24 protein-coding genes and 1 pseudogene are annotated in these 21,432 nt (G+C 62.7%); 17 read left to right on the forward strand and 8 right to left on the reverse strand.

Features of this window, described 5'->3' with window-relative positions; translation table 11 throughout:
• Positions 1-292: 292 nt before the first annotated feature.
• A complete protein-coding gene (locus tag ACMZPQ_RS04170) occupies positions 293-1,243 on the reverse strand; it encodes a GIY-YIG nuclease family protein (protein WP_197570716.1) in 951 nt (316 codons plus the stop codon).
• A gap of 16 nt (positions 1,244-1,259) precedes the next feature.
• Positions 1,260-1,454, reverse strand: a pseudogene (locus tag ACMZPQ_RS04175) (HNH endonuclease); the annotation flags it as partial.
• A 270-nt stretch (positions 1,455-1,724) separates the two neighbouring features.
• Here ACMZPQ_RS04175 and ACMZPQ_RS04180 point away from each other — a divergent pair.
• The 3 genes from ACMZPQ_RS04180 (at position 1,725) to ACMZPQ_RS04190 (ending at position 5,206) form a co-directional block, all read left to right on the forward strand.
• A complete protein-coding gene (locus ACMZPQ_RS04180) occupies positions 1,725-2,222 on the forward strand; it encodes a Csu type fimbrial protein (RefSeq protein WP_008266871.1) in 498 nt (165 codons plus the stop codon).
• Positions 2,223-2,338: 116 nt separating this feature from the next.
• On the forward strand, positions 2,339-2,995 hold the full coding sequence (locus ACMZPQ_RS04185; RefSeq protein ID WP_197570717.1) for a fimbrial biogenesis chaperone: 657 nt from the start codon (positions 2,339-2,341) through the stop codon (positions 2,993-2,995).
• 9 nt (positions 2,996-3,004) lie between these two features.
• Entirely contained in the window at positions 3,005-5,206 is a 2,202-nt protein-coding gene (locus ACMZPQ_RS04190) for a fimbria/pilus outer membrane usher protein (protein WP_197570718.1), read from the forward strand.
• Here the strand turns inward: ACMZPQ_RS04190 and ACMZPQ_RS04195 are convergent.
• Complete coding sequence (locus ACMZPQ_RS04195) at positions 5,203-6,036, reverse strand: hypothetical protein (protein WP_197570719.1); 834 nt, start codon at positions 6,034-6,036, stop codon at positions 5,203-5,205. The genes ACMZPQ_RS04190 and ACMZPQ_RS04195 overlap by 4 nt on opposite strands.
• A 144-nt stretch (positions 6,037-6,180) precedes the next feature.
• On the opposite strand from ACMZPQ_RS04195, the gene ACMZPQ_RS04200 reads away from it, so the two are divergent.
• Entirely contained in the window at positions 6,181-6,633 is a 453-nt protein-coding gene (locus ACMZPQ_RS04200; RefSeq protein ID WP_049422543.1) for a BLUF domain-containing protein, read from the forward strand.
• 39 nt (positions 6,634-6,672) lie between these two features.
• On the opposite strand, the gene ACMZPQ_RS04205 is transcribed toward ACMZPQ_RS04200, so the two are convergent.
• Positions 6,673-7,035, reverse strand: a complete 363-nt coding sequence (locus ACMZPQ_RS04205; protein ID WP_024957534.1) for a response regulator — start codon at positions 7,033-7,035, stop codon at positions 6,673-6,675.
• A 1-nt stretch (position 7,036) separates the two neighbouring features.
• Entirely contained in the window at positions 7,037-8,179 is a 1,143-nt protein-coding gene (locus ACMZPQ_RS04210; RefSeq protein ID WP_099596004.1) for a two-component system sensor histidine kinase NtrB, read from the reverse strand.
• 161 nt (positions 8,180-8,340) lie between these two features.
• Here ACMZPQ_RS04210 and ACMZPQ_RS04215 point away from each other — a divergent pair, with 161 nt between their 5' ends.
• A complete protein-coding gene (locus tag ACMZPQ_RS04215) occupies positions 8,341-8,718 on the forward strand; it encodes a response regulator (protein WP_180864876.1) in 378 nt (125 codons plus the stop codon).
• 44 nt (positions 8,719-8,762) lie between these two features.
• On the opposite strand, the gene ACMZPQ_RS04220 is transcribed toward ACMZPQ_RS04215, so the two are convergent.
• A complete protein-coding gene (locus ACMZPQ_RS04220) occupies positions 8,763-10,628 on the reverse strand; it encodes a YbhB/YbcL family Raf kinase inhibitor-like protein (RefSeq protein ID WP_197570720.1) in 1,866 nt (621 codons plus the stop codon).
• A gap of 130 nt (positions 10,629-10,758) precedes the next feature.
• Between ACMZPQ_RS04220 and ACMZPQ_RS04225 the strand changes: the two genes are divergently transcribed.
• From ACMZPQ_RS04225 to ACMZPQ_RS04245, 5 genes are all read left to right on the forward strand, one after another.
• Entirely contained in the window at positions 10,759-11,268 is a 510-nt protein-coding gene (locus ACMZPQ_RS04225; RefSeq protein ID WP_024957537.1) for a ferritin-like domain-containing protein, read from the forward strand.
• Positions 11,269-11,352: 84 nt separating this feature from the next.
• The gene (ku, locus tag ACMZPQ_RS04230) at positions 11,353-12,297 is read left to right on the forward strand and encodes a non-homologous end joining protein Ku (protein ID WP_180882309.1); all 945 of its coding nucleotides are present in this window, start codon (positions 11,353-11,355) and stop codon (positions 12,295-12,297) included.
• Positions 12,298-12,315: 18 nt separating this feature from the next.
• Positions 12,316-12,489, forward strand: a complete 174-nt coding sequence (locus ACMZPQ_RS04235) for a DUF3606 domain-containing protein (protein WP_174842282.1) — start codon at positions 12,316-12,318, stop codon at positions 12,487-12,489.
• Positions 12,490-12,501: 12 nt separating this feature from the next.
• Entirely contained in the window at positions 12,502-15,048 is a 2,547-nt protein-coding gene (gene ligD / locus ACMZPQ_RS04240) for a DNA ligase D (protein ID WP_197570721.1), read from the forward strand.
• A gap of 106 nt (positions 15,049-15,154) precedes the next feature.
• The gene (locus tag ACMZPQ_RS04245) at positions 15,155-15,724 is read left to right on the forward strand and encodes a DUF488 domain-containing protein (RefSeq protein WP_080473117.1); all 570 of its coding nucleotides are present in this window, start codon (positions 15,155-15,157) and stop codon (positions 15,722-15,724) included.
• A 654-nt stretch (positions 15,725-16,378) separates the two neighbouring features.
• On the opposite strand, the gene ACMZPQ_RS04250 is transcribed toward ACMZPQ_RS04245, so the two are convergent.
• Positions 16,379-16,657, reverse strand: a complete 279-nt coding sequence (locus ACMZPQ_RS04250; protein ID WP_139726861.1) for a hypothetical protein — start codon at positions 16,655-16,657, stop codon at positions 16,379-16,381.
• Positions 16,658-16,663: 6 nt separating this feature from the next.
• Positions 16,664-16,918 (reverse strand): cyclase, encoded by a 255-nt coding sequence (locus tag ACMZPQ_RS04255; protein ID WP_099470351.1) that lies wholly within the window; start codon positions 16,916-16,918, stop codon positions 16,664-16,666.
• Between the two features lie 311 nt (positions 16,919-17,229).
• On the opposite strand from ACMZPQ_RS04255, the gene ACMZPQ_RS04260 reads away from it, so the two are divergent.
• The 7 genes from ACMZPQ_RS04260 (at position 17,230) to ACMZPQ_RS04290 (ending at position 21,426) form a co-directional block, all read left to right on the forward strand.
• Complete coding sequence (locus tag ACMZPQ_RS04260; protein ID WP_139726863.1) at positions 17,230-17,793, forward strand: hypothetical protein; 564 nt, start codon at positions 17,230-17,232, stop codon at positions 17,791-17,793.
• 361 nt (positions 17,794-18,154) lie between these two features.
• Entirely contained in the window at positions 18,155-18,541 is a 387-nt protein-coding gene (locus ACMZPQ_RS04265; protein WP_102944364.1) for an H-NS family nucleoid-associated regulatory protein, read from the forward strand.
• Between the two features lie 1,040 nt (positions 18,542-19,581).
• Entirely contained in the window at positions 19,582-19,821 is a 240-nt protein-coding gene (locus tag ACMZPQ_RS04270; RefSeq protein WP_040008402.1) for a hypothetical protein, read from the forward strand.
• Positions 19,818-20,189, forward strand: a complete 372-nt coding sequence (locus ACMZPQ_RS04275) for a hypothetical protein (RefSeq protein WP_146033387.1) — start codon at positions 19,818-19,820, stop codon at positions 20,187-20,189. The genes ACMZPQ_RS04270 and ACMZPQ_RS04275 overlap by 4 nt, the downstream gene beginning before the upstream one ends.
• A 455-nt stretch (positions 20,190-20,644) precedes the next feature.
• Positions 20,645-20,896, forward strand: coding sequence for a hypothetical protein (locus tag ACMZPQ_RS04280; protein WP_049419319.1), 252 nt, complete (start codon positions 20,645-20,647; stop codon positions 20,894-20,896).
• Between the two features lie 36 nt (positions 20,897-20,932).
• Positions 20,933-21,118, forward strand: a complete 186-nt coding sequence (locus ACMZPQ_RS04285) for a hypothetical protein (RefSeq protein WP_032960292.1) — start codon at positions 20,933-20,935, stop codon at positions 21,116-21,118.
• Positions 21,118-21,426 (forward strand): hypothetical protein, encoded by a 309-nt coding sequence (locus tag ACMZPQ_RS04290; protein WP_032960290.1) that lies wholly within the window; start codon positions 21,118-21,120, stop codon positions 21,424-21,426. The genes ACMZPQ_RS04285 and ACMZPQ_RS04290 overlap by 1 nt, the downstream gene beginning before the upstream one ends.
• The last annotated feature ends 6 nt before the right edge of the window (positions 21,427-21,432 follow it).

Consider the following 21,432-nt stretch of genomic DNA (forward strand, 5'->3'; position numbering starts at 1 on the left):
AGCCGTGGTCATGGCCCTGGCGATTGTCCGCGAGGCGCGCGGCAGTCGCGGAGGGAAGGTCTCTGCCAGTAAGCTGTCCCTGCGCCTTCAAGAGGTGCGAGCCGCGGCCGTGGGGCAGCCCCCGGGCGTGGAGCCTTGAGTGCCAATGCGACGGCTGCACAATCCGGATGGATGGATTGGATCGCCGAGCGCCTGCCTGTCTGAAAGAGCGTCCTGTGCCCAAAACGGCGTGCCTCGGGCATGCCGCTTACGATCACAAGATGACGGTTCGCTGCGGCTCAGCTGAACATTGCTAGTTGCGGTTGTAGCCGTTGCGGGACATCAAGATTCGCTTCCAATGCGACTCCCTCTTGTCGATCTGGCTCTCTTGGGAGCGCCGGTCCATGACTTCGAGGATCGAGAAGCGGAGATCGCGCTGGCGCTCGGTGGCCTTGATGCCGAACTCTTGGACCAACGCCTTGTTCCAGCCGTGCCCGGTGCTCGAATACTGGCACCAGCGACCCCAGATGCCGGCGTCGCCGTCCGCTTTTCCGACGTAGAGCAGGCCGGTCTTGCTGTCCGTTAAAAGGTAGATGCCTTTGACACTGGAAAGAGCTGCACGCCAAGAGTTGTTGCCGCTGGCAACGATGCGGTCCAGGGTATCTTTGTCGATGTCCACTTGACCGAACCCTGGGAACTCTCCGTCTCCCAGCTTTTCTGCCAGAAGTTCGTGCACCACCATGTCCCCCGAGAGGGTCTCGCCCCTGAGGTAGGAGGTGCGGCTGACGTATTTCCCCGTCACGAAGAGGCGTCCTTCTAACGCAAGTGTGCTGTCGATGCGTTTCAAGTTGTAGTCAACGTGGGGTGTTCCGTCGGCATCTACATCGGGTTTGCTTCCCACGGATCGGAAGAGGCCGGCGAACATCCAACGGTAAGTGTTGGGGACCTGGACGAGGGACAAGACCAGGTCCCGGTCAAAGTTTCGCTGCCGCTGCCAGCATTGCCAATCGTCAAACCGGCCGTCCAGCCAGACATCGATCGGATCGTCGATCTTGTTGTTCCGGGCCAAGTGAACCTTGGTGCGAGCCGGATCAAACGAAGGTTCGTATAGCTTGATGAGGTCATACAGGAGCACGTGCAATCCCTGGCGGCAGTCTGGACCACCATCTTCCCACTGCCAGCCGCTTCTGAACCAGCGCCCGGAACGTTTCAGGGGAAGGAGCTGGCCCGCTTCGCTTGTGCCTGCACTGGTTGCACCGGGCATGCGCGGCCACCACGTTCCCGGATACGTCTCGGCCCCCGTCCTGCTGGGCGACCAGGTGCTCGGCGGTGCATTGAAAGGCTCGGGCCTTGCTGGGCTTCAGCCCAAGCTCTGAAGGAGCCGCGAGCCACATCGGAAGGCCGCAATAGAAGCAGCGGCCAGACTGGGCATGGAAGGCGGATGTGCGGATGGATTTGAGGCGCTTGGTCGTCATGGATGGCTCCGGAATCAAAAAAAGATTCCCGCGCCCCCATTGGGTGGACCTCGGGCACCCGGAGCCTATTGGCTATGCGGGCACAACACCGACGCTTCTGCGACCGGCGATTGCTTTTTAGCTCACTCGTGCCCTCGGTGCAAGCGCTTGGGTTGGCCCCTGCAACTCTTGTTGCCCGATCCTCTTGCGGAAATGGATTTATCGAGTATTGGTGAAGTAAGCCCAAGTCGGGCCGTATCCCTTTTTCCCAATATCCGAGGAGGATTTTTCATGCGCAAGACCCTTTCTTTTTCTCTGGCCTTGATGGCCGCGTTTTCTGCCACTTCGGCGTCCGCCGCTGACGTCACCGAAGACCTGATGATTTCTGCGACCGTGAACAACGAGTGCAGCCTGCTCGTGACCCAGCTGGGCGGCGGTGAATACAACGGCTTGGCGTCCGGCACGCAGGGCTATTCCAATGGTGCGTTGATGGTTCGCTGCAACCAAGGCACCGCCTTCAGCATCGTGCCCGGCGATGGGTTGAACTACGGCGCCGCGATTGCTCGTCCCAATCACCGCGCCGTGTCCGATGGGGCCGGAAACTTCGTCGCCTACGGCCTCTTCAAAGATCCTGGTGCCAGTCAAGTGTGGGGCAGTGGGGCCGACGCTTGGGAGGGCGTGGGAACCGGTGAGCAGCAGATGATTGGCATCGGTTATGCCTTCTATGATTTGAACAAGGTGCCCGGCGGGACCTTCTCCGACACCATTGCGGTCACCCTGACTTACTGACCCACGCAGGTTTTCTATCAAACCCCCGGATATCTCCGGGGGTTTTCTTTTGAGGGTGGGTTGACAACTTTAAATGTTTTGGTTGGATCAAGGGAGGTGATCGATTTGGAGGAATGATGTTGAAGCGTTTGTTGGTGGTTCCATTGTTTATGCTGTGCGCCGCTCCTGCGTGGGCGGGCAACGTGTCGTTGTTTCCCACAAGCATCGTGGCCCCGGCTGGAGAAAAGGCAGGGGCGTTGACCTTGGAAAACCACGGGGACATCCCCGAGCGCTTTCAGGTGACGGTGCTGGACTGGTCCCAAGATCCCAGCGGGCAGGACGTGACCGGCCCCGCCACCGCGGTGCTTGCGGCGCCGTCCATTGTCGAAATCCCGCCTGGGTCCCGCCGGGCCGTGCGGTTGGTGCGCACCCAAGGCATCGGCACGCCGGGCTACTACCGCGTGCTGCTGCGCCAGTTGCCCCAGCCGTCCACGGCGGGCCAGGTGCAGTTGTTGATCCACCAGAACCTGCCGGTGGGGTTTGAAGACGCCAAGGCCGGTCCTCCGGTGCTCACGGCCCGCCTGACCGCCAACGGTCTTCTGCTGACCAACACCGGTCCGACCGCCGCGCGCCTGACCGCCGTCGGTCCTCAAGGCATGCCGGCGTGGCGCGAAGGGGCGCTGGGGTGGGTGCTCCCTGGTCAGAGCAAGCTGGTTGAGCTCAAGCCCGGCTTGAAAGCGGCCTCGCTCTCGATCACGGTCAACGGGTCCCCCGTCGCCGTCCCCGTGAACTGAGGGCGACACATGCGGCGGGGAAGGGTCCTGGGCCTCGCGCTGGCCCTGTCCATCGGCAGCGCGCACGCGGCCATCCCAGAGGGGGTGGAGCCGGTGCTGGCCGCGCCAATCCGGGCCAACGGGCTGCCCGCCAAGGACCCCGTGTTGCTCTGGCAGCAAAGTGGGGCCTGGGTGGCCGAATCCACGACCTGGCAGAAGCTCGGCGTGACCCTTCGCCCGGGCGAGGAGGGCCAGGACCTGACCGACCAAGCCTTGGGCGTGACCGTGGCTTACACCCCCGAGAACGCCACCGTCCAGCTCACCATTCCGGCTGACCGCAAGCCGGCGCAGCAGCTCAGCCAGCACGGCACTCCGGTTTCTCAGGTGTCGCCCGGCATCGGGGGCGTCTTGGTCAACTACAACCTCGCCACCCAGATTGCAGGCGGGCAACAAGCGACGTCCTTGGCACTGGACGCGCGCACCGGAGGGCGTTGGGGCGTGGTCTCCACCACCGGGCAGCTCAACCAATCCCCCAACGGGTTTGGCATGCGCCGCGGCATGACCGCTTGGCAGAAAGACGACCTGCCGCGCCAACGGACTTGGCAAGCCGGCGATGTCTACGCCACGCCCCGCATCGGCCCGGTGGCGCTGGGCGGCATTCGCCTCGCGAAGGACCCGGCAGCGCTGGATCCGCTCACGCCGACGTGGCCCGTCCCGACCTTAGGGGGGATCGCGTTGGACCCGGGGCAGGTCAAGGTCCTGTCCAACCAGGCTGAAATCACACGCCAAGACGTCAAGGCCGGCCCCTTCACCGTGGACGGTCGAAACGTGGCATTTGGAGCCAGCCAGACGGCGGTGGTGGTGCGTGACGCCTACGGCCGGGAAACCGCCGTTTCCACTGCACGGCTCTATGTCGCCCCGACCCTGCTGCGTCCCGGGCTCTCCGCCTGGGAAATCGCCGCCGGCCAGGTCCGCGAAGACGAAAATCTTTATGGCACGGCCGGCGTCAGTGCTTCCTGGGCCAGGGGCGTCAACGACCGCTGGACCGTCCGAGCCGGTGGCCAGGTAAACGAGAACGGCAAGGGCAACGTCACCGTGGGCAGCACCTGGGCCCCAGGCACCTGGGGCGTGCTGGACGGCGAGGTGGGGCGCTCAAGCGACGGCGGGACGCGCTGGGCTGCTGCCTACGATTACCGAGGGCCCACGTTTGGCGTGCGGCTGGAACATGAGGAAAACGACGGGTTCTGGCGACTGCAGAGCGAGACGGCGCTGCCCATCGCCTCGCGCACCCAAGCCAGCATCTCCTACCGCCCGGATCGCCGCTTCACCGTGCGCGGCACCTACAGCGCCATCGACACGGGGCGCTCCAGTCTGGCCTTCGCTTCCTTGGGCGTGAGCGCAAACCTGGGCGCCGCGGGCCAGGTGTCCGCCAACGTGCTCCGAGACCTCCAAGGCGACGATCTTCAAGTGGCCGCCAGCTTCACCTACCGCTTCGGCAGCAAGGCCAGCGTGGGCGTGCGGGCCCGCCAGGCCCCAGGCCAGGATGCCCTGACCACCCGGGCGACCTACCGCACCGAGGGCAGCCTTCGCTTGGCTGCAGAGCACACCGACGGCGACCTGCGCAGCACCCGGGCCACGGCGGATGCCATGACGCGTTACGGCGACGCCCGGATCATGCTGGACCGCTACGACGGGCAAACCCAGGTGGCGGCCAACTTCTCCGGCGCCGTGTTCCTGGACCACCGCGGCGTGGCCTTCCGGCGACCCGCCTACGCCAGCTTCGCCGTGGTGGATGTGCCGGGCCAAGCGGGCGTGCCGGTGCGGGTCAACGGCGCACCGGTCGGCCAGACCAACAAGCAAGGCCGCGTGCTGGTCACCGACGTTCCCTCCTTGCTGCCCACCACCGTCAGCCTCAAGGACAAGGAGCTGCCGGTGGGCGTGGAGATCGGGGAGACCGAAAAGCAATCGGTGGCCCCCCGCCAAGGCGGTGTGCGGGTGACCTTCCCCGTGCTGACGCAGAACGCCCGGGCCTTCACTCTGACAGGGGCCAGCATCGCGCCGGGCACCCTGGCATCTACGCCGAACGAACAAGCAATGGTGGGCTACGACGGAGCGCTCTACCTGGAACACCCCGAGCCGGGGATGGCCGTTGAGGTGTCGGACGTGTGCAAAGCCGTGTTGCCGTCTCCACTGCTGGGCGTGGACGAAGTGGCGAAGTTAAGGTGCAACTAGCCGCTCAGATCTCCCTCGCGAGTGGGCGGCACCCCTAGCACTCTTGCCTTTGCAGCAATGACTGCGCAAACGGTCAACCCACATTCCGGGCAAACCGCAGGCTTGAGGAGCCTCTCTGGCAAGATAGGAACGATGGCCCCGCATTCGCAGCGCAGCCCCAGGGCTTCGACCTTCTGCACCCGTCGCTCCGGGTCCCCCTTGATGGCCAAATAGCTCGAGTTGCACTTGGTATTCGGGCAGAAAACGGGCTTGTCCCCCGCTTGCTCTGCCGGGCCGAGAATCAGCACATGGCCGCAGTCGACGCATTTGCCCGTCGCGAGATCCTTGCCGGCAGCGATCAGCGTCGAGCTCGCAACCTCTTCCAGCTCACCGATGAGAACACGGAGCCTTTCGATCTTCGGCCGTGCGTTCGTCAGATCTTTGCGCAGATGGAGAAAGCTCCCCAACGAGTTGTAGTAACTGCGAAACTTGCCCCAAGGAATGCGCTTGGCCTCCCCGATCGGCAAGAAATCCTTGTCCTTGAAAGCGGCCTTCAAGTCACTTGAGGCAAAATCGAGGTCTTTGGGCGGTGGCGTTACCGAGATGGAGAAGCTGGCCGTTTGATCAGAGTTCGGATCGAAGGCGGCCAGCATTTTGATGATCTGGTCCGGTCGCCACTCGCGAGCAAGCTCGGTGGAAACGTCTTCACCATATGCAGCCAAGTTCTGATACGCCACGGATTCCAGGCAGAATCGTAGTTCCAGCGCGGCGTAGATCAATGACGCGTCATCGCCCCTGCTGATTAGTTCTTTAGCCGTGCTTAAACGTTCCGCGATGTTGTAAAGGGCCATAATCAAAGGTTACTCGATTGGAACTCGGGATCACGTTAACAGCCGCCGGTAGGCGCTATCTCCCAACGCGATTGCCTAAATGCGTGGGCGGGACTAAAGTTCGTGGAAGGGGGGATGGCCAGACAAGTTGAGAAGGAGCGCCCAATGCCCATCAGGGCCGTGGTGTATGTCAGCGAGGCATCCGACGCGTTGCGCGGCGATCTGCTTGGCCTCCGGAGCGGCAAGCTCCAGGAGCTGGTCGACGACGCAACTCGATTTAACCGGGACGCAGGTGTCAGTGGGGTGCTCTTGTTCGACGGGACGCGCTTCCTCCAATACTTGGAGGGCCCCCCGGACGGGTTGGACGTGGTGTTCTCAAGGGTGCTCGGTGCTTCGAGCCATCACGACCTGATCGAGCTGCAAAGCGGGACGATCATGGATCGCCGCTTGCCTTATTGGCCTATGCGCTGGTTGCCTGTGGAAGTCAAAGAGCTGAGCGAGGTCGCAGTGGGCGACTGGGCCGGTTTCAAGGTGCGGGGGGATGGAGAAGCGTTGAACGCAACGGCGATCGACCGGCTGCTGTTCCTAGTGAGCAGACGCGCACTGGTAGGAAGATGAACCAGTGGCGACCGCCTGGCCGCGCAAGGAATCCGCCCCCTACGTGCAGCCCAAGTCTTCGTGGATCGCCGTAACAAGCTGTCGGAAGCGGTAAGGCTTCGGGAGAAATCGAACCGTCTCGGGCAGCGGGGGCAGCTGCGAGCGTTGAAGGCCAGACGCGAGCATGACGCGGGCCTGGGGTTGAGCAACCGCGGCTTCCGCCGCGACCTCCAGCCCGTCGGCGCTGTCTGGCATGTTGAAGTCGGTCACTACCACCGCGAACCTGGCGTCGCCGCGCAGGAGGACGAGGGCCTCATCCCCGTTGCTGGCGGGAGTGACTTGGAAGCCCTGAGAGGTCAGAGCCTCTACGACGACGCTGCGGAGATCGTCTTCGTCTTCAACAAACAACACGTGGATCGGCATCTCAATGCTCTGGTGCGGGGAAGCAAAGGCTAACGCGGGTTCCCTTCCCAAGCTCGCTCTGGAGCTCGGTGAACCCGCCGGACTGGGCCGTGAAGCCAAACACTTGGCTCAAGCCCAACCCGCTGCCCCTTCCAATGGGTTTGGTGGTGAAAAACGGTTCGAATACCCTGGCCTGCTGGTCCGCCTCAATCCCTGAACCGTCGTCTCGGATGCTCAGGCAGATGTAAGGTCTTTCACTGGTGTTGGGCAACGTAGGATCACGGGTTTGCCGCGCAGAGGCCGTGATGAGGATCGTTCCGCCCTTCGGCATGGCGTCGCGGCTGTTGCACACAAGGTTAAGGATTGCGGCCTCCAGCTGTGCCTTGTCCAGCGACAGGGTCGGAAGGCCCCGGGAAACTTCGACGGTCAATGCGATCGCGTCGCCGGCGGAGCGGCGCAGCATCGCTTCGCATTCGGCCATCAAGGCGGCCAAGTCGACGGCCTCTGGCACCAAGGTTTGTCCCTTGCCGAAGGTCAGCAACTGCCGAGTCAGAAGGGCCCCGCGCTCGGCGGCCCGCTGCGCGGTATCGATGAGCTTGGCCACGCCTCCGTCTTTCACCCGCAGGCTGATGAGATCCAGACAGTTGGCCACGATCGTCAACAGGTTGTTGAAATCATGGGCCAAGCCGAGCGTGAACTTCCCGATGGCCTCCATCTTCTGCGCCTGCAGGAGATCGCGCTGGGCTTGGAGCAGCTGCTCCTGCGCTTCGTGGCGCTGGGTGATGTCGCGGGTGATTTTGGCAAACCCCACCAGTTCCCCGTCTTCCCAGATGGGATCGATCACGACGCTGGCACGAAAGCGGGTCCCGTCCTGCCGCAATCGCCAGCCCTCGGCGACGTAGCGCCCTTCTAAGGCCGCGGTCCGCAGGTTTCGCTCTGGTAGGCCGGCTTGGGCCTCCTCGGGCAGGTAGAAGCGGGAAAAGTTGGTGCCGACCACGTCGGCAGCCTGGTAGCCCTTGATTCGTTGCCCACCCGGGTTCCAGGTCTGGATCACCCCGCTGGGGTCGAGCATGTAAAGGGCGTAGTCGGTGACGGAGTTCACCAGCAGGGCAAACTGCCGGCTCTCGTCCCTCAAATCGATTTTCGCTTTCGCTGGTTGGTTCATAGGTCATCCTTTCGGCAGGGCCACCGAAGGGCGACAGAGTGCGCAGTGTAGAAGAGCGACGGCCGTCATCCTTTTACGCCCTTTTCACAAATCGGGCGAGCCCTCGGGCCACACTGTTCAATCGTGGCACATCCACTCAGAGCGCTTGTAGGGAGAAAGTCATGGGATTGGACGGCAAAGCAGTAAGGGTTCTTCTTGTAGAGGACGAACCCACCCTCATGATGGTCTTGGAGCAGGCCATTGCCCAAGTCGGCTACGACGTCTCCAAGACGGCGGAAGACTTGCCCACAGCCTTGGCATGCGCCGAGGAAGCCGCTTTCGATGTGGCGGTGCTGGACGTCAACTTGAACGGGGTCGAGTCTTACCCCGTGGCCGATCGCTTGGTCGAGTTGGGGGTGCCGTTCCTGTTTACGACCGGCCTTGGGGCCAACCGGCTGCCCGAACGCTTCAAAGGCACGCCCTTCCTTGAAAAGCCGTTCCGCCTGAAAGAGATCGCCGCCGCCCTCCAGTCCCTTTGCCAGGAACTGGAGGTTCATTGAGTTTCCGGGCCTTGGGCACCGGTCGGGACCTTCGGGTCCCTTTTTTATTTCAGCGGGGCCTCGACCTGCTGGTAGGTGCCCACGGTCTCGCTCACGCCTAGGATGTGGCCCTTCGCGGCCTTCAGCACCTCGTCCCGAGTTGCCCCGGCCTTTAAATCAAGCACGGTGTCCAAGGCCAACAGCTGGAAGTGGTAATGGTGCGGGGGATCACCGACAGGCGGTTTGGGGCCGAAATAGCCCACCGATCCTCGGCTGTTCGCCCCCTGCAGCATCCCCCCCGGTTTCAGAAGCCGCGGATCGACCGGCAGGCCCTCGGGCAGCGATTGCTCGGTGGCTGGGATGTTGTAAGCGACCCAGTGAACGAAGGGTTTGACGTTGGCTGCATCCGGATCCTCCATGATCAGCGCATAGGACTTGGCACCAGGCATCGGGCTCCAAGAAAGAGCGGGCGATGCATCGTCGTGATACGCGCTGAAGCGGGGAGGCAATGCTTGGCCCGAGGAAAACGCCGGGGAGCGGAACTCGAACGTGGCGGCTTTGCCGATCCGATCCTTGGCCAACGGCACGCCCGAGCCTTGATTGACTTGGGCCATCAAGGGCCCGCTAGGCATTGCGGTCGCGGGGGAGGCGGACGCTTGGCCTGGGCCGTAAGTCACTCTGTAGATGACGCCGTTGGCATCGTCGCCGACCAAAAGTGCACCGCCCTTCGTCATCGCCAGACCGACGGGCCTTGCGATATGCGCCTGGCCGTTGTCGACCAGGAAGCCGGTCAAGAAGGGCTCAAACCCGACCGGCTTGCCGGCGTTGAAACGAACCCGCACCACCTCGTAGCCCGACGCAGGCTTGCGGTTCCAGGAACCGCGCATCGTCACGAAGGCGTCCCCCCGGTAAGCTGCCGGGAACTGCTGGCCGGTGTAGAACAGCATCTGCATGGGGGCCGCGTGGGCGGTGTAGCCGAGCACCATGGGTTCGCTCGTCGCCGCCCATTGCTGTTTGCTGATCTGCCCTGGCGGCGTGCTCTGGGGATTCACCCCGCCCTTGCCCCAGATGTGGGGCCAACCATACTTCTTTCCTTTCTGAATGCGGTTGAGCTCCTCGGGCTGCTCATCGTTGCCCAAGTAGTCGATGCCGTGATCCATCCCCCACAGCTCCCCTGTTTTGGGATCCCAAGCAAAGCCGATGGTGTTCCGCAGGCCACTGGCGAAGATGGAACGGCTCTTGCCATCCGGCGAGGACCTCAGCAGCGCCGCATGCTCGGGATCAGTCTCGTTGCACGCGTTACAGGACGAGCCCACGCTGATGTAGAGCATCCCATCGGGGCCAAAGGCCAGCGTGCGGTTGGGGTGCTGGCCGCCATCCGGCAGGTCGTTGATGATCCGTTCCTCTGGACCCAACGTCCCGTCCGGGTGTATGGGGGCGCGATACACGTCGTTGGCCGTGGCGACATACAGCTGCCCGTTGGCGATGGCCAGCCCGTGCGCTCCTGGACGTGAGAAGACCACCTTCGGTTCGGCGTCCAAGGCTCCGTCTTCATTGGCATCCTCCAGCAACAGCACGTCGCCTTGATCTCGACGTGAGACATAAATCCGCCCATCTGGTCCCACGGCGATGATCCGGGGATTTTGAAGGCCTTGCGCCAGGGGACGCACTTGGAAGCCACTGGGCACCGTCAGGGCCTGAACGCGCTCGGGCGTCGCATCTACCTTGGCGGGTTTGAACGTATGGACGTTGGCTTGGACGTCGGTTCCGTCCCCCTGCTGAGCGAAGGCGAGGGAGGGGGCCAAGAAGACGAGCAAAAGCGCGGAACGGGTCATGAGGATGGCCTGGCGCTGAGGAGCGTTCAGCATGTGGCGGGAGCGGTCAATGGCCTGCGAATGCGTTGCATGCGCGCCGTTCACCACGAGGGCCATCGATCTCCAGGCCCACGCACCGCCGGTCTGAGATGCTCCGCCGTTCGCCAAGCCTTCACTCGGGGATCGCTTGATCCGCATCCCAGCCTCGATACGGTAAGGCTTCGCCCGACACGAGAGGAGGACATCCATGGCAGAGCTCAAAGAGAACCTGTTGGACTGGCTGCGCGACGCACACGCGATGGAACAGCAAGCCGAAACCATGCTGAAGGGGCAGGCTTCGCGGATCGAGCACTACCCAGTGCTGAAGGCGCGCATTGAAGAGCACATTCAGGAAACCATTGGCCAGCGCGAACGGCTGGAAGGGTGCATCAAGCGCTTGGGCGGCTCGCCGTCGACCCTCAAGGACGTGATGGGCAAGATGGCAGCCTTCGGTCAGGCCGTCGGCGGCATGACGGCCTCCGACGAGATCGTCAAAGGCGCGATGGCCGGTTACGTCTTCGAGCATTTCGAGATCGCCTCCTACACGGCCCTGATCGCCGCAGCGAAGACGGTGGGCGATGCAGAAACGGCCCGGATCTGCGAAGAAATCCTCGTGCAGGAAGAGGCGATGGCCGACTGGCTGGCGGCCCACCTGCCCGAGGTGACCGAAGAGTTCATGGTGCGCGACGCCACGCCGGGCGTCGAAGCCAAAAAGTAACCGCTGCGCCGCGCCGGCCGGGTTCACGCCCGGCCGACGCGGCCGGGCCTACAACGAAAGGCCCTAGGATTGGAGGCGGCTGGCATGCCCAGGCCCATCTGGAGTGGTTCGTTGTCCTTCGGGCTGCTCAACGTTCCGGTGTCCCTCATGTCCGGCGAGCGTCGCATGGATCTGAGCTTTCGCATGTTGGACGCACGAAACAAAAAGCCCATTCGCTACGAGCGGGTCAACGCCGAAACCGGCGAAGAAGTGCCTTGGAAGGACATCGTCAAAGCCTTCGAATACGACAAGGGCAGCTACGTCGTCATAGAGAAAGAAGACATCGCCGCGGCCGCCCCCGAGACGCACGAGTCCATCGACGTGGAGGCCTTTGTCGACGCCGAGAGCATCGGGCTGAGGTTCTTCGAAAAACCCTATATCTTGGTGCCTGGCAAGAAGGCAGAAAAGGGCTATGTCCTGCTCCGAGAGACCCTGAAGGAAACCGGCAAGGTGGGCATCGCCAGGGTGGTCATCCGCACGCGCGAATACATTTGCGCGGTGATGCCCGAAGGCGATGCGTTGATCATGATCCTGCTTCGCTACCCGCAGGAGTTGGTGGCTCCGGACGAATACAAACTGCCGCAGGGTGGGGCGTCGGACTACCGGGTTGCGCCCAAAGAGCTCGAAATGGCCAAGCAGCTGATTGAGAGCATGACCTCTGAGTGGGAGCCGGACAGCTACCAGGACGAGTTCCGCGAGCGCCTGTCCGACATCATCAAGAAGCGGGTCAAGCAGGCCGGTGCCACGACGACGTTTGAGGAACCGGAGCACCGCGAGGACTCGGCGACCAACGTGGTGGATTTCATGGCCTTGCTCCAAAAGAGCTTGGAGACCAACAAGCGCACCCCGGCGAAGGCAACGCCGGTGAAGACCGCCTCCAAGCCCTCCACCAAAGACCGCAAGCCTGCCAAGAAGGCCGCCGTTAAGAAGGCGTCAGCCAAAAAAGCTGCAAAGAAGGTCCCCGCCAAAAAGGCTCGAAAGAGCGCCTGATCACCCAAGGAGAATCCCATGAGCGACGACAAGAACACCGGCAGCCCGGACCGCGACCGCATCAACGTCAACGAAGACTACGAGCTCCAGTATTGGACCAAGGCGCTGGGCGTGTCCGCCGACGAGCTCCGGGCCGCCGTCAAAGCCGTGGGCCCCACCGCTGCGGCCGTTCGCAAGCACCTGGGCAAGTAGCGAGGAGCCGTCATGTCCTTGGTCGAATACCGCCGCAAGCGCCGCTTTGACCAGACCAAGGAGCCGGAGCCTGGCAAAGCGCTGCCCCAAGGGCAGCGCGCCATTTTCGTGGTCCAACTCCACCACGCCAGCCGCCGGCACTACGACTTCCGGCTGCAAATCGGCGACGCCCTGAAGAGTTGGGCCGTCCCCAAAGGCCCCAGTTACGACCCCAAGGTCAAACGAATGGCGGTGGAAGTGGAAGACCATCCCGTCGACTACGCCAGCTTCGAAGGCGAGATCCCCAAAGGGCAATACGGTGGTGGGCACGTGGCCCAGTTTGATCACGGCGTCTGGGCCACCCAAGGAGACCCAGAGGCACAACTTGCCAAGGGTCACCTGCGCTTCGAGCTGTTTGGCACCAAGCTCAAAGGCGGGTGGCACCTGGTCCGGTCCGGCAAACCGGCCCGTCAGCCGCAGTGGCTGTTGTTCAAGGACGACGATGCGTATGCGAGCGATCTGGAAGCGGACGATCTGCTCGCCGATGTGTCGGCGGCCCCAACAGCAGACATCAAGAGGGCCGGCGGCGGTAAAGCCGACAAGAAGAAGCTCAAAGCCCCCCCTGCAAAGCGTGCGCGACGGAAGAACTGGGCCAAGAAGGCCTTGGCCCTGCCCAAAGCGAAAGAGGCGGCCCCGCCTTCCGGCCCCTTCGAGCCCCAGTTGGCCAAGCTGGGGGACGCCCCACCGCAGGGCGACCAATGGGTCCATGAGATCAAGTGGGACGGGTATCGGATCCTCGCAACGGTCGCCGATGGGGCCGTCCGGCTCTGGTCCCGCAACGCGTTGGAGTGGACCGACAAGATCCCCGAGATACGCGACGCCGTGGCGGCGTTGGGCCTTACCTCTGCTGCCTTGGATGGCGAGCTCATCGCCGGATCGGGCACCAAGGAGGACTTCAACCTGCTCCAGGCGACATTGTCCGGGGAGCGGCAAGGCGCGCTGGCCTACGCGCTCTTCGACCTGCTGCACCTCGATGGCGTGGACGTGGCCGCAGCACCCCTGTTGGAGCGCAAGGCGCTCCTGCAGGAGCTGCTGGAAGGCCAAGCCGGCCATTTGGCCTTCAGCTCTCACGTCCAAGGCGACGGCAACGAGGCCTACCGCCTGGCTGGCGAACAGCACTTTGAAGGCATCATTTCCAAGCGCGCCGATCGCGGCTACCACACCGGCCGCAGCGACGACTGGCGCAAGACCAAGCAGCTGGCCAGCGACGAGTTCGCCGTGGTCGGTTACACGGCCCCCAAGGGCAGCCGCAGCGGCTTTGGCTCGCTTTTACTGGCCAAGCCCGACGCCAAACACGGTTGGCTCTACGTGGGCCGGGTGGGCACCGGGTTCTCCGACGCCTTGATCAAGGACGTGAGCAAGAGGATCCAAGGGGGAGGCAAGAAGCCGACGGCCTACGTGCCCACCGAGGACACCGATCTTCGCTCTGCCACGTGGTTCGAGCCGCGCTTCGTGGTGGAGGTGTTCTATCGCGGCATCGGGGGGCAGCAACTGCTGCGCCAAGCCTCCTTGAAAGCCGTGCGGGCCGACAAGGAAGTGAATGATTTGGCGGATTCGGATCGCGCCGCCCCGGCGAAACCGGCCCGTGGCAAACGGGCATCGGCGGCGTCTTCTGCCCGCAAGACCGCCGCAACGCCTCAAGTCGAACGCGTGCCCCCCAAACTGTCCTCCCCGAGCAAGGTCCTTTTCCCCGGCGACGGCTATACGAAGCAAGACGTTTGGGATTACTACTCGGCAGTGATGGATCACCTGCTGCCCGAGGTGATCAACCGGCCCTTGTCGATCATTCGCTGTCCCGCCGGCACTGGCAAGCCTTGCTTCTTCCAAAAGCACCACACCGCCGGGCTGGAGCTGGTGGACTCGGTCAAGCTGAAGGAGGACAGCGGCATCAACGCCCACTACCTCGTAGTGCGCGACGCGGCCAGCTTGCTGGAGCTGGTCCAGTTCAATGCCCTGGAGTTCCATCCGTGGGGAAGCCACGCGGAGGAGCCCGACCGCGCCGACCGGGTGGTGTTCGATTTAGACCCGGGCCCAGACGTGCCATTCGCGGAGGTAAAAAAGGCTGCCACTGATATCCGGAAGCTTCTGGCCCAACTAGAGCTGGAGTCCTTCCTGCGGGTATCCGGAGGCAAGGGCCTTCATGTCGTGGTGCCCTTGAATCCCGGGTGCGACTGGGACCTGACCAAGCGCTTCGCCAAAGGCTTCGCCGACGCGTTGGCGCAGTCCGAACCGCAGCGCTTCCTGGCCACCGCCACCAAAGCCCTTCGAAACAAGCGGATCTTTGTCGACTACCTGCGTAACGGTCGAGGTGCCACCGCAGTGGCGTCGTATTCCCTGCGGGGTAGACCGGGCGCGCCTGTCGCGATGCCTCTGGCGTGGAGCGAGCTGCCCAAGCTCAAACGGGCTGACGCGTTCACGATCAAGGACGTGCCGGGCAAGCTGAAACGTCGCCGCAAGGATCCCTGGGAGGGCATCGATGCGTTGAAGCAGAACTTGTCGAAATGGGCCCGAAACGACTAGCCGCTATCCCCGCGGTCGTGTCCGAGCGTAGACGGGCAGACGCGAGCGTCGTTGGCAGCTGCCGAGCACGTGATGAGCACGCGGGCTTGATGCCGGCTCCTGTCCAATGAGCCTCATGCAGTGCGATGCTCCCGCTCCGACCCCGGTGACCGTCTGGACCATCGGGCATTCCACTCGACCTTGGGACGAGTTCTTACGCCTGCTGTTCGCACAAGGCATCTCGGCGATCGCGGACGTGCGTCGTTTCCCAGGATCGCGTCGTCACCCTTGGTTCGCATCCGAGCAGATGGCTAAAACGCTGCCAGCGCACGGCGTGGAGTATCTTTGGATTCCTGAACTGGGCGGGCGGCGCAAGGTGCAGCCGGATTCGCCCAATGGTGCGTGGGACAACGCCGCGTTTCAGGGCTACGCAGACCACATGGCGACCGCCGAGTTCGCCGGCGGGCTATCGAAGGTGCTTGCACTGGGGGGCGAACATCGGACCGCGCTGATGTGCGCGGAGGCACCGTGGTGGCGTTGCCACCGACGTCTCATCTCCGACCTGCTGACGCACCGGGGCCATGAGGTGCTGCACATCGTGTCCCACGCCGAACCCAAACCGCATCCGCTGAACCCGATGGCGCAGGCCGTCGGGCCAGCGCTTGTCTACCCACCGGCTCAGACGGAGCTGTTCTGAACCAACCAGTAGGGCGATCGCGTGTCGGGCCCGCCCGGCGCATTTTCTCCCTATCGAAGCTATGCGGACATGTCGGCTGCCTTGCAGTTGGCGCGCGCTTGCCGCACGGTGTTGTTGATAGACGACGGGCAGCCGCGCAACCCTGCCTGAATCGGCTTAGGCGGTCGTCCCTGGTCCCAGCTTCAGGTAATGGATCGGAGGCTGCCCCGTCAGAAAGCTGGCGTTCTCCTGAGGGATTCAGACTGGCTTTCGATCTTCATGTCTGCCATGAAGTAGTCTGGGATGGATGGTGAAGCGCAGGTTAGAAAACGATGCAAGGGGGAGGGGAGTGAGGAGTGCTCAGTATGATTCGCTTTGCAGCGCGCTCGATAGGATACATGGACGGCAAGCGCTGACGGATTTCGCCTCGGATTGGGGCCTCCACCGCAGTCCCAGCGAGGATGGCACAGTGGAGGTATGGAAAGGCGCGGCGATGGGGGCCGGCGTTGAGATCTTGTTGCTTCCGCCCGTGTCCGCTTCCAGCGACTGGGCCATCTCGACGCTGGTCACGGTCGGAGGCCGGGTCGAGCATGTCAGGCGACGTCCGTTTGGGATCTGACGAAGAGTGGCTGCTAAACGCCTACGACGGCCTTCCTTGGTGCAGCCAATACTGGGTCAGCAGGGAGGCGGCGCGCCGGTTCGCCGACGTCGACGCCAAGCCAGGACCTGTCCCACCACGGCCGTGAACAGCAGCAGGGCATTGGTCACCACAAACACCGTTGACCCCAAAAGTGCACTGTAGGCGGTGAACAGGGTCGACGCGGTCATCTGACCGACAAACAGCCATTTGGAGACCGTTTCCGGATGGGGAGACTGCCACTGTTTGATCATTTGCCGGACCAACGTGGCTATCAACACGGCGGTTGCAGTCCAGCCGAGAACATCAGGATGCATGGCCGCTCACCCGTCCTTTGGGTCGTGGACAGTTGAACCGTCTTGGCCGTGCGCCGGGCGCTTATGAGGCTCCTCAATGATTTCCTTGTTGAGGATGCGAACCTCGCCCACCATCAGCAGGCGCATGTCGCGCACGATGTAGTCGGCCAACGCCTCATCGGTGATGTCATCACCGGCGATGTCCAGCCGGAAGCCTTGGCCCTGAATCCCGCCCCCGTTGCTGAAATCAATCTCGAAATCAAAGCACACCCGCTTATCCATGTTGCCCTCTCCATCGGTGAGATTGGGCGGCACTGAAGGGCCGCTTGCTACGCTAAAGGCGATCATCGGCGTAAGGAGGGCAGCCCACAACTGGCCCCATGCCCGGATCTGAGGGCAGGCTCACTGCCGTTCCCGCTTTCGGCGGTCGTAGAGTTTCATGTCCGCGCGATTGATGGTATCGGCCACCGATTCCGAGGGCCGACCAATGGCGCAACCGCCGGAAAAAGCGGATCGGTGCAGGTCAGCGTGGCCGAAATAGTGCGGCGGGCGTTGAACGATTTCTGACCGTGCCAGCACCCGTGGTGGTGCCCGTGTGCGACAAGATCCTGGCTTGCGGACACTACATCCACGGTCGCCAGTGGAAGCACCCGGAAACCCTCCGGGCCGTGTTTGAAAGTCGGCTCTACCTGCACCCGGCTGATCCGTCTGACGACACCGCAAGCGCTTGGAACTGGGTCAAGGCATGCTCGCCAGCGCAAGTGTGGACGCGCATGGGGGCTCCAACCCCAGCAGAGCTTGAGCGGGTCATACAGGCCGATACGAAGGCCCGAGATGCATTGCTTGCTCCGCGCTTGGAACTATCCGAGGAAGAAACGAGGCGATGCTTTGACGTTCGGTTGATCGCCGGACTGGCCATGACCGTCGCCCGGAAAGGATGGCCAGGGGCGCCATTGATGCATGGCGCGTATGGCCGCCACTGGATCATCGAATCGACCGCGAGAAAGAGGGAAGATATCCTTCTGCAGGACATCGGATTGCGTGTCTGGGCCGAGACGATGGCCATGAAGGCCAATCGCGCCACCCAGCAGGCTGCATCCGATGAGACACGGGGCTCCGAAGGGTTCTTGGTGACGCACGAGGTGGGGAGCTGCTGAAGCCGTTCCTGGGCGGGCGGTTTAAGAACGGCAACATCCACGTCATCTTCCACAAGCACGCCTTGCACCTGGTTGACCGCCTGAACGCCCGGATCGCGGGACCGCTGCCCAAGGCTTTGCCGGCGCCCGGTTGCCCCTGGACATTGCGGCATTGCATGGTGGAACGTGGAGGTGGGCACGGCCGGTCCCCTGAACCGCCAAGGGCTTGCTCCAGTGGCCGGCGGAAGGCATGCCCTCAGTGACTTTTGAGGGTGAAGCCCCGTGGCAGTCGCCACTGGAGAGCCGGGGTTGGGCCGTTGAGGGTTTACAGTAATCTCGCAAAACGGCAGGATCGGGGTTTGACCAAATCCAAGGGAAAACCGTGGCACTGACGCTCGAAGAAATCCGCAAGAAAAAGGCTGAAGCGGAGGCCTTGGTGGCCGAAATGGAAAAGGCCGAAGGCGACGCGCTGGCGGCCGAAGCCGGGGCCAGCTTTGCAGGAGTCTACGAGACCTTGCAGCAGTTTGCGCAGCATTACACGACGAAGCAGAAGAACGATCTGAAGGCGCTGCTTGAGCCACGCAAGGCGGTTTCTGCAAGCGCCGGCATCAGTCGCGCCCCGAAGTTCCAGATCCCGGACGGGACCACGTGGGCTGGCACCGGGCGGCAGCCCAAGGCATTCCTTGCGTGGGCCGAAACTGCTGAAGGCAAGGCGTGGAAGAAGAAGAACCCGGACCAAGAATGGCCGGCGCACCCGTATAAGGCCTGACCGGCATTACAGCGTTGCAGATAGAGCCCCGGGAAACCGGGGCTTTTTTTGTGGGCGTTCAGTGAATGGCAGCCACGCGCAGGCTGGGGCGGAAGCCCCGGCCCATGTCCTAACCTCCCCGGAGGGGGCTTTTCAGGCGCGGCCCCGGCCGCGTTCTTTTGAGCTCTTGGAGAGAAAAGGCAACGTCAAAAGCGGCATGAAGCAAAAGCGCATTGGGAGAAAGGCAGGTGGGGCCTCGGCTTCCGCCGGGCCCGGTGCTGAGCGGGAAATGTGAGGCGTTTCAGGGTTTTTCAGCGATTCGCGGCCCTTCCGGCAGTTTTGATATTTAGTCGATAAAACGCAGGGTGAAAGTATTGCGATTTTTTTGAGGGGGCTTAGTTTGAGTGGGTAGTGAGGGAATGCCCCCTCTTCAAAGGTTTTCTAATGATTGCTTGCGCTATTGGCCGGTCAGGCTTTGTTGCCCTTGGTTATCGGGGGGTCTTCTAATGGCCCACCACCACGCCAGGCCCCTCCAACTCAAGTCGGGCGAATGGGGCGCCCGGGTGCCCGCCCCGAATGTTCGGAACGGCGACAGGCTCACTGTGGTTGCCCGGAGCGGCAGCTCCTGGGAAGCCGTGGTGGTCGGCGTGGTTTGGCAAGGCCCGGAGGTCGCGATTTGCCAAACCGCCCGGGGGCTCATGCAGTGCGGGTGCTGCGGGGAAGTGGGGCAGAAAGGGGCCTACCCCTTCTCAACGTATCCGGCAGAAATGCAGCGTTGCGACGATTGCGGGGGGGCTGCATGAAACCCCCAGCAACGCGTCGCCGCCGCTATTTCGCCTATCAACGCCGCTCTGGGTCCACGTGCTACTTCGACAAGGACATGCACGCCCACCTCCAGCGGTATCCCCACACCATCGGCCATTACCAGCTCACGCGTTTCCTGGGCACTTCCGCGTTGCTGACCGCTGAAGAAGCGGCCGCCCAAGGATGGATGGCCAAGCCCAGCCGGAGGACCGCATGAGAAGGCGCTACGTCCTCTGGCCCTCACAAGCAGGGTTCGAATGAAAGAGTTGATTGAAATCGAGAACGCCGGTTACCGCCACCGGGTCAAATACATGTGCGACTCAGAAGATGGCTTTGGCGTAGTGACTCGCCAGGAATACAGCTACCTCAAAGATGGGATTGTGGTCTGGAGTCAAGAGTTTCCGGCGGGCGTTTCGTTTCGTGAGATGGCCCTCGTTTTTATGGATTCGGGGTTGTATGTAAGAGCAGACCTGAAGGAGAAGAGGAGGAGCGGATGAGCCGCTACACGCTACAACCCAAGCGGAACAACATGCCACTTGTGGAGACCATCCATGAAACGTGGATTGACGCGCCCAGCAAAGCCGCGTTTCAAGCCCTGGCCGCCGCGCAAGGCCTGAGCATGCGCGCTGCACTGGCTCAACTCATCGAGCAACACGCCCAGATTCGAGAACCGTTTTCCCCTCGATGCCCGACGCCGTGGGCCGGAGAGGCAAAGGGGCGAGAGCGCTATAAAACCGCGCTTCCCAGTGTGCAGGTGGCTCCCGATGTCGCTATGGCCTTGCTCATCGACGCCAACCGAATCGGCATTCGTCAGACAGAAGCCCTTCGCCAGTTGGTCTGGCGATGCATCCACGCCAGCGCCTGACGAATCGGACTGCCTTTTGGGGGATGGGGCCAAGGACAGCCACCCGGAGGCTGGGACGGGAGCCCCCGCCCAGGGTCTTTCCTCGCCAGAGGGAGCTTTTCAGGCGGGGCTTTGCCGCGTTCTTTTGAGCTCTTGAGGAGAAAAAGCAACGTCAAAAGCGGCGTGGAGAAGAGGCAGGAGGGGCCTCGGCTTCCGCCGGGCCCGGTGCTTGGCTGGAAATGTGAGTTATTTCAGGGTTTTTGTATTTTCTGCGGTTGTCCGTCAGTTTTTTGTTTTAGTCAGGAAAATGTAGGGTCAATCTATTGCGAAAAGTTGGTTTTCTTTTACCTTGAGATCAGAGAAGGGCGCCGATGCTCTTTAACCAAAGGAAAACCCATGTTGACGTTCTTTGCTTTTTGCCTCTTGGCTGGATTGGTCGCCGGATTGGCCATTGCTGATCGACTGGATGCGCTCTGATGAATACCCGCAGCCAAACCCAAGCGCCCGCCCGGTCCTCCGTCGCCACCACCTCAGCGCTCCTGCGATTCCTGTTCGACGCCATGTCGGGGATGGGGGCGGCCAAGCTGGGATGGGAGATGGTCACCGACCCCAAGGCCAAGCTGTCGGACATCGCCCTCGGCGTGCCGCTTTGCCTGGCTCCTCCAACGATTGCGGCCACCTGGGCGCTTTGCTTGTTCGGCATCGCCCAACACCACCAACTTTTTTGAAACCAGAACCCCTGACAACCACGGAGGACCCCGCTCGTGCGCAAACTTTTCAACAAACTGCTCAACATCGCCATTTTTGGCATGGTTCTGTTCGCCCTGGACCAAGTCCCGGAACGCCTGGATCGCATGTCGCAAACCGCCCAGAACCTGGTTCAGCAGGTGGGCTACTCGGGCCCCATGCAGGGCATCCCCTCGGGCGTGCCGGACGGTTACGAGTTCTGATGATCCCTCCGCCCTGGCCACCATCCGAGCTCGTTCGCCTCGCATGGACGGCGCGCCGGGATATTGCTGCCAGGCAGCAGCTGCTTCAGGCGTTCCACGAGGGGGCCGATTTCCATTCCCCTCTATCCAGCAGCGATTTAAACAACGACCCGTTCGCCGTCACTGGGGATTGCGTCGCAGGCGTGGTGGTTCGGGAACTGACCGGCGCCAAAGACGCGGAAGAGTGGCTGCACGCGTTTCTTCGCGCGCACGAGTTGCATCAAGCGCTGCCAGTCGCCGGGGGAGTCGTTGCCAAGCGGCGCTTCTGATGACCG

It is taken from the genome of Stenotrophomonas maltophilia, assembly GCF_047497515.2.
Classification (GTDB): Bacteria; Pseudomonadota; Gammaproteobacteria; order Xanthomonadales; family Xanthomonadaceae; genus Stenotrophomonas.